Source organism: uncultured Methanobrevibacter sp. (assembly GCF_902774605.1).
Taxonomy (GTDB): Archaea; Methanobacteriota; Methanobacteria; order Methanobacteriales; family Methanobacteriaceae; genus Methanocatella.
The window spans coordinates 1-5,769 of sequence record NZ_CACYJE010000079.1 but is presented as its reverse complement, the minus strand read 5'-3'; the positions used below and the strand labels follow the sequence as shown (position 1 = coordinate 5,769).

Here is a 5,769-nt window from a genome sequence, read left to right as displayed (position 1 = left end):
CACAACAAGACCCTTGCAGCCCAGCTGTATGAGGAGTTCAAGGAATTTTTCCCGGACAATGCTGTCGAGTACTTTGTCAGCTATTATGATTACTATCAGCCTGAAGCCTACGTGCCTCGTACAGACACCTTCATTGACAAGGAGGCATCCATCAATGAGGACATTGATATAATGAGGCACTCAGCAACACAATCCCTGCTTTCACGTGATGACGTCATTGTGGTCAGCAGTGTCAGCTGCATCTACGGTATCGGTTCACCGGAGGATTATGGGGAATTCGCTTTCGGAATAAACGTCGGCGACATTTACGACAGGTCGGAAATCCTTGCAAAACTTGTTTTCATGCAGTATGAGCGCAATGACATTGAATTTGACCGTGGTCAATTCAGGGTGCGCGGGGATGTTATAGAGATAAACCCTGTTCATGGAACACCTCCGATAAGGATTGAACTTTTCGGCGATGAGATTGATGCCATCAGCTTGATTGACAAGGTAACGGGCAAGAAGCAGGAATCCCTTCAAAGATACATGATTTTCCCTGCAAAGCACTTCGTTGTCGGCCAGGACAAGATGGACACTGCAATAACTAAGATATCTCATGAATTGGATGAGAGATTGTCTGAATTGAATGCGATGGGGAAATTATTGGAGGCCCAGAGGTTGGAGCAGCGTACCCGTTTTGATATTGAAATGCTCCGGGAGATGGGTTACTGCCCAGGGGTTGAGAACTATTCAATGCACTTGTCTGGGCGTGAATGGGGTGAAAAGCCTTATTCTCTGTTAAAGTACTTCCCGGATGATTTCCTAACAATCATTGACGAGTCCCACGTTACCGTTCCGCAAATCAGGGGAATGTATAATGGTGACCGTGCTCGTAAGGAAACATTGGTTGAGCACGGTTTCAGATTGCCTTCCGCTAAGGAGAACCGTCCATTGCGTTTCGATGAGTTTGAATCCTCGGTCAATCAGGTGATTTACGTATCTGCAACACCTGGTCAGTATGAGCTTGCAAAATCCCGCAATGTCGTTGAGCAGATCATCAGGCCAACAGGTTTGGTTGACCCTGAAGTGTTGATCAGGCCGGTGACCGGCCAGGTTGAGGACTTGCTTAAGGAGGTCAGGTTGACCGCCGAGAAGGATGAGAGGGTTCTTGTAACCACATTGACCAAGAGGATGGCTGAGGACCTGACTGACTACTATGCCAGAATAGGCGTCAAGGTAAGGTATATGCACTCCGAGATTGACACTTTGGAGCGCATTGACATCGTTGATGATTTGAGGCGCGGTAAGTTCGACGTGCTGGTTGGAGTGAACCTTTTAAGGGAAGGTTTGGATCTTCCGGAAGTCTCTCTGGTGGCCATATTGGATGCGGACAAGGAAGGGTTTTTGAGGAATGAAACCTCTCTCATACAGACCATTGGCCGTGCGGCAAGAAACGTCAATGGTAGGGTTATAATGTATGTTGATGACATGACCGATTCGGTCAGGAACGCTTATGACATTACCCTTAAGAGGCGCAAGCTTCAGATGAAGTACAATGAGGTTCATGGCATTACTCCTAAATCCACTACAAGGACCTTGAAGGAGAAACTCGCTGAGGAAGAGGAGAAATATAAGGGTCTCACCGGTGCTGAAGTTGACCAAATGCCAAAAGATGAGCTTCGCTTATTGATCAAGGACCTTGAAAAGGACATGAAGGAGGCTGCGGCCAGGCTTGACTTTGAGCGTGCAGCTGAGCTGAGAAATAAGCTTTATGCCTTGAAGGGTTTCGACAAGTGATTTTCATTTAATCACTTATTTTTTTCAAAATCTTAACATTTATATACTTCTTTTGCAAAATATTATATCGGAAAGTATCTTCCGACTAATAATTTTTAATTAATTTTCAGTGATTATCATGGTATTAAGTACAGGAAATACGGCATGGATGCTCGTTGCAACAATAATGGTGCTTTTAATGAGTGTTCCAGGAATAGCATTCTTTTATGGAGGATTATCGAAAAGAAAAAACGTTTTAAACACAATGTTTCTATCATTGATAGCATTTGCAATAGCAAGCCTCATATGGCTGATGTACGGCTATCAGCTATCATTCGCCACAACAAGCATATTCGGATTAATCGGAGTGCCACAAAACCTCTTTCTGGAAGGAATAGGAGTGGATTCCCTGACAGGTTCAATTCCAACATTCGTGTTCATAGCATTCGAGCTGACATTCGCAGCACTGACCGCTGCAATCGTGTCAGGCTCAATCGTTGGAAGAATGAAGACCAAGGCATGGGTGATATTCATAATAATTTGGGTAACAATAGTCTACATCCCGGTATGCCATTGGATCTGGGGTGGAGGATGGCTCATGAACATGGGTGCAGTAGATTTCGCAGGTGGAGTCGCAGTCGAGGTCAACTCCGGATTTTCAGCTCTTGCATTGGCAATGATACTGGGAAAAAGAAGAGACACCTCATTGCTTCCGCATAATTTAGGATACTCAATCCTTGGAGCAGGATTCTTATGGTTCGGATGGATGGGATTCAACGGAGGATCAGCACTCGCCGCAAATGGACTTGCAGGCTCAGCAATACTAGTATCAAACACAGCTGCAGCGGTTGCAATGATTACATGGGTGATATTGGACACTGTGAAAGTTGGAAAGCCAACAGTGCTGGGTGCAATCACTGGTGCCGTTGCAGGACTCGTTGCAATAACACCTGCAGCGGGATTCGTATCATTTTCAGGTTCAATAGTCATCGGACTGGGAGCCTCATTAATCTCATACTATGCAGTGTACAATCTTAAGGCCAAATTCGGCTACGATGATGCATTGGATGTATTCGGAGTTCACGGACTCTCTGGCGTATGGGGACTAATCGCAACAGGGCTTTTTGCATCACCTGCAATAAACGGCATTGCAGGACTGTTCTACGGAAACCCTGAACAATTCGTAATACAGGTGATAGCCGTGGTGGCAACAGCCGCCTACACATTCATCGTAAGTCTATTGATAGCGAAAGTCCTTGACTTGACAATTGGATTGAGAGTGGAAGACAGAGAAGAGATAAGCGGTCTGGATTCCGCATTGCACGAGGAATCAGGATACAGGCTATAACATTTAAGGTGATAATATGAAAAGAATCATTGCAGTCATTCGTGAGGAAATGTTTGAAAACGTTAAAACAGCACTTCTTGCAGCGGGATGTGAAGGAATGAACGTTTCCACTGTTAAAGGAAGAGGAAGGCAATTGGGCGTTAAGGAATCATACGGGGCTCCAGTTACTGCATAGACTTGATACCGAAAACCAGAGTTGAGCTGATAGTCAATGATGAGGACAAGGATGATGTTATAAACATTATTCTTGAAAGCGCCAGAACCGGCGAAGTTGGGGATGGAAAAATATTCGTCTCCGACGTTGAAGAAGTCATAAGAATCAGAACCGGTGAGAGAGGTTCCGAGGCCGTTTAATGTATTTAATTTGAAATGTGGATTATTCTCTCCACATTTTCCAACTTTTTTTTACTCATCACATGCTCTCTCTAATACTTTATAAACTAGTTAATTCTAATATAATATAACTAAATTTAGGAGAGTATTATGGTAGACAGCGATAAAAAACAAATAGTCATCAAGGGCGCACGTGAGCATAATCTTCAGGATATTGATGTTACTGTGCCTCGTGATGAATTCATTGTAATTACAGGTCTCAGTGGATCTGGAAAGTCTTCCCTGGCTTTTGATACAATCTATGCTGAAGGACAGCGCAGATATGTTGAATCATTATCCGCTTATGCAAGACAATTTTTAGGGCAGATGAAAAAGCCTGAAATGGAATCCATAGAAGGATTGTCCCCCGCCATTTCAATAGACCAGAAGACAACAAGGGAAAACCCAAGATCAACTGTAGGAACAATTACAGAAATTTATGATTACTTGAGATTATTGTTTGCAAGAATAGGCATTCCGCACTGTCCGAATTGTGGAAAAGAAATATCTCACCAAACCATTGGACAAATCGGAGACTCCATCATCGAGGAAGGTGAAGGAGTTAAAGTCCAAATATTGTCCCCAATCGTGCGTGACAAGAAGGGACAATTCAAGGATGTCCTCGAAGACCTTAGGAACAAGGGATTTGTAAGGGCACGCATAGACGGTGAAGTCCGTGACTTGGATGAAGACATAAGTCTTGCAAAAACCTACAGGCATGACATAGATGTCGTGGTTGACAGGCTCAAGATAAGGCGTGACGTTGACTTTAAAAGAAGACTGGTCGATTCACTTGAAACCGCAGCAGGATTCACCGACGGACTAATCACAGTACTGTTCGATGACGGAGACAAGGAATACGAGAAGAAATATTCAGAACACTTTGCATGTGTTGACTGTGGAATAAACTTTGAGGAATTGACTCCAAGGATGTTCTCATTCAACGCTCCGCAGGGTGCATGTCCTGAATGTAACGGTATCGGTTCCAAAATGGAAATCGACCCTGATTTGGTGGTTCCGGACAAGTCATTATCCCTAAACGAGGGGGCAATTGTGCCATGGGCAAGCTCCGCCAAAAGGGAAAACTATTACTTCCAAATGCTTGACGCAGTATCCAAGCACTTCAAATTCAGCATGGACACACCATTTGAAGAGTTAAGCAAGGAAAATCAGGATATATTATTATTCGGATGCAATGAAAAGATACCGTTCAATTTCAAAAGAAGAAACAAGTCATATATGGTCAACCGTAAATTCGAGGGTGTTGTTCCAAGAATGCAGAGGCTGTACTTTGAAACCAAGTCAAGCTATTCAAGAAAATACCTTTCAAAATTCATGTCTGATAGGAAATGTTATGTTTGTGACGGTAAACGTTTAAGGCCTGAAATATTGGCCGTTACAGTTGGTGGAAAATCAATCATTGACGTTTGTGACCTTGCAATTAAGGACTCCTATCAATTCTTCCAGGACTTGGAATTGACAGAGCGTGAAAACTTCATTGCAAAAGAAGTATTGAAAGAAATCAAGGAACGCTTAAGCTTCCTTGTTGAAGTGGGACTTGATTACCTGTCAATGTCAAGGTCATCAGGTACCCTGTCCGGTGGAGAGGCACAGCGTATCCGTCTGGCAACACAAATCGGATCAGGTCTGGTGGGAGTGCTCTACATTCTTGACGAGCCAAGTATCGGTCTGCACCAAAGGGACAACATCAAACTCATAGAAGCACTGAAAAGGCTCAAGGACCTTGGAAACACTTTAGTGGTGGTTGAACACGATGAGGAAACCATCCTCTCAGCAGACCATGTTGTGGACATCGGACCCGGTGCCGGTGAGCACGGTGGTAAGGTTGTGGCTCAGGGAACACCATTGGATATAATGAACAATCCAGACTCCATCACAGGCCAATACATCTCAAGAGTCAAAAAGATTGATATTCCAAATGAGAGAAGGCCTGGAAACGGCAACTTCATAAAAATCATCGGGGCTGAGCAGAACAACCTTAAAAACATTGATGTTGAAATCCCATTGGGCAAGTTCACATGCGTAACCGGTGTGAGCGGTTCAGGCAAAAGCAGCTTAATCAATGAAATCCTTTATAAGGGTGCCCAGGGCAAACTGTCCAAGAAATTCATGTTTGCAGGAAAATACAAGGAAATCGAAGGGTTAGAAAACATTGACAAGGTGATTGCAATCGACCAGAAACCTATTGGAAGAACTCCAAGATCAAACCCCGCAACATACACTGGAGTATTCACAGACATCCGTGACCTGTTCGCCAACACTCCGGAGTC

3 protein-coding genes and 1 pseudogene are annotated in these 5,769 nt (G+C 44.0%); all 4 read left to right on the top strand.

What is annotated here, in order from left to right; all coding sequences use genetic code 11:
* Positions 1–1,779 (top strand): excinuclease ABC subunit UvrB (uvrB, locus tag QZU77_RS10210; RefSeq protein ID WP_295603765.1); only part of this gene is annotated, 1,779 nt, incomplete at its 5' end.
* Positions 1,780–1,897: 118 nt separating this feature from the next.
* Positions 1,898–3,106 (top strand): ammonium transporter, encoded by a 1,209-nt coding sequence (locus QZU77_RS10205; protein WP_394350531.1) that lies wholly within the window; start codon positions 1,898–1,900, stop codon positions 3,104–3,106.
* A 16-nt stretch (positions 3,107–3,122) separates the two neighbouring features.
* Positions 3,123–3,460, top strand: a pseudogene (locus QZU77_RS10200) (P-II family nitrogen regulator).
* 129 nt (positions 3,461–3,589) lie between these two features.
* On the top strand, positions 3,590–5,769 hold a 2,180-nt coding region (uvrA, locus tag QZU77_RS10195), incomplete at its 3' end, for an excinuclease ABC subunit UvrA (RefSeq protein WP_295603763.1).